This window comes from Acidobacteriota bacterium, from assembly GCA_003225175.1.
GTDB lineage: Bacteria > Acidobacteriota > Terriglobia > Terriglobales > Acidobacteriaceae > Gp1-AA112.
This window is the reverse complement of sequence record QIBA01000231.1, coordinates 1-1,676: the sequence shown is the minus strand read 5'-3', so window position 1 is coordinate 1,676 and position 1,676 is coordinate 1. Positions and strand designations below refer to the sequence as shown.

The following is a 1,676-nucleotide window of genomic DNA, read 5'->3' as shown; positions in this document are numbered from 1 at the left end:
AATGGCTCAATTTATGGATGATAATCGAAAGAAAAAAGAGCAGAGCGGCAAGCAATCGCCCTGTCTGAAAATTTTCCGGTCAGCACTCGCCTCGTTAGAAGCCGTATTTATTTTAGGATGAATGCGCGTTCAGGAAAAGCGACATTGCTGACGCCGGCCGCTGTTCGCCACTGGTGGAAATTTGGCCGGCGGGCTACTCCACAGCAAGGAATCAAGGCCAGCAAAAGAGGCGCGAGCCTTCTCCTGGATTACCGCGACGAGTTCAGAGCGCCAGACCACATACGCCTCGTGCCGCCCAGGAATCAGTAGCTGTATGAGATCCTTGGAAACCTACAATCCTTGCGCCGATCCGGGGGTGGTCCGAAGCTTTGGTCGAATTTTGTCAGCATCTCTGGGAATATCTGTGATTTGGCGACGAATTCGTTTGCGCGAGATTAGCTTAACAGCGAAACGCTTAGATATGTTCTCGCGATGAGTACGCGCCTTGTCTTGCTTGAAAATTCTTCAGAGACATCGCTCTCCCGCCTTCTGCAAACGCTGGGCGCCCATTTTGAACCCCAGGCGTCGTTAGAAGAGGCCGTCTGCGTTGACACCATCAACTCCAACAAAAAGAGTGTTTTGATTATTTCGGGACAACACCTGAACGCGGCTGGAGCCTTGGCACGGACCCGGTCAGTTTCGCTTGCCCAAGTCTTTGGCAATTTTGCCGCCGTCCTGCTTTGCGCGTGGGACTGTGATACGGAAAACGTTCGGTGTTTGGCAGAATGGATTGGAGGCAAGGTGGAAGTCACCCGGTTTCAGGGGGACGCCCATTGCTATGCAGTTAAACCTCTTGCCTTGGCGAAGCCGTTCAGTGGGCTCGAATTCGGACCTGTCAAGGCAGAGAGCGATTTCGGGCTGACTGTGGCGGGTACGAGCTGTCCGGTCGAAACCATTGTCAGCATTGGCGAACTTTCCTTCTTTTTTCGAGTGATGCTGCCAGGAACGCAACTCTTTGTTAGCTGTTCCAGTTGCATTTTTGATGTTGACGCGGAAGCGCGGTGTAATCTCAGAGCAGCGTTGAGCTTCTCCGGCCTGGCTCCTTTACTCTTCTTCCTCCGCGATTGCGGTATCTCTGCCTGGCAGACGCCGCTCCGAGCCGCCAACATCGTGATGGATGATCCCGATCTCAAAGAGAGCTATGGCTTTATCGACCCTAAGACTCTCGCACAATGGCTGGATAAGCTGGACTGTGCAGTTTCGATTGGTTTCATCCCATGGAACTTCAAGCGAACGTCGCCGTCCGTGGTTGAGTTGTTCCGATCCCGATGGCCCCGTCTATCTCTATGTGTGCATGGCTGCGATCATGTCAACGCGGAGTTTTGCGGTAACGTATCCAGCTCCAGACAACTCATCGCCTTGGCACTGGACCGGATGGAGCGACTCAGTCGAGATACCGGGTTGAGCTATGACAAAGTTATGGTCTTTCCGCACGGCGAGTTTTCCGGCAGTGCGATGCAGGCGCTCCAGGAGAGTAGCTTTCTTGCAGCAGTCAATACTGAGTTGATAGACAGTCAAGCTGATCGCGGCGTCCCTGCCGGTCAGCTGCTGCAGCCTGCGATCACAAGTTACTCCGGGTTTCCACTTTTTTTGCGGCGCCCGGCGGGCGAGCCAATCGCCAATTTCGCGCTCGATCT

General features: G+C 53.8%; 2 protein-coding genes. Both read left to right on the top strand.

Going from position 1 to position 1,676, the window contains the following annotated elements; all coding sequences use genetic code 11:
• Positions 1-117: 117 nt before the first annotated feature.
• Positions 118-309, top strand: a complete 192-nt coding sequence (locus DMG62_24870; GenBank protein PYY19193.1) for a hypothetical protein — start codon at positions 118-120, stop codon at positions 307-309.
• A gap of 162 nt (positions 310-471) precedes the next feature.
• The coding region (locus DMG62_24865) for a hypothetical protein (GenBank protein PYY19192.1) at positions 472-1,676 on the top strand (1,205 nt) is incomplete at its 3' end.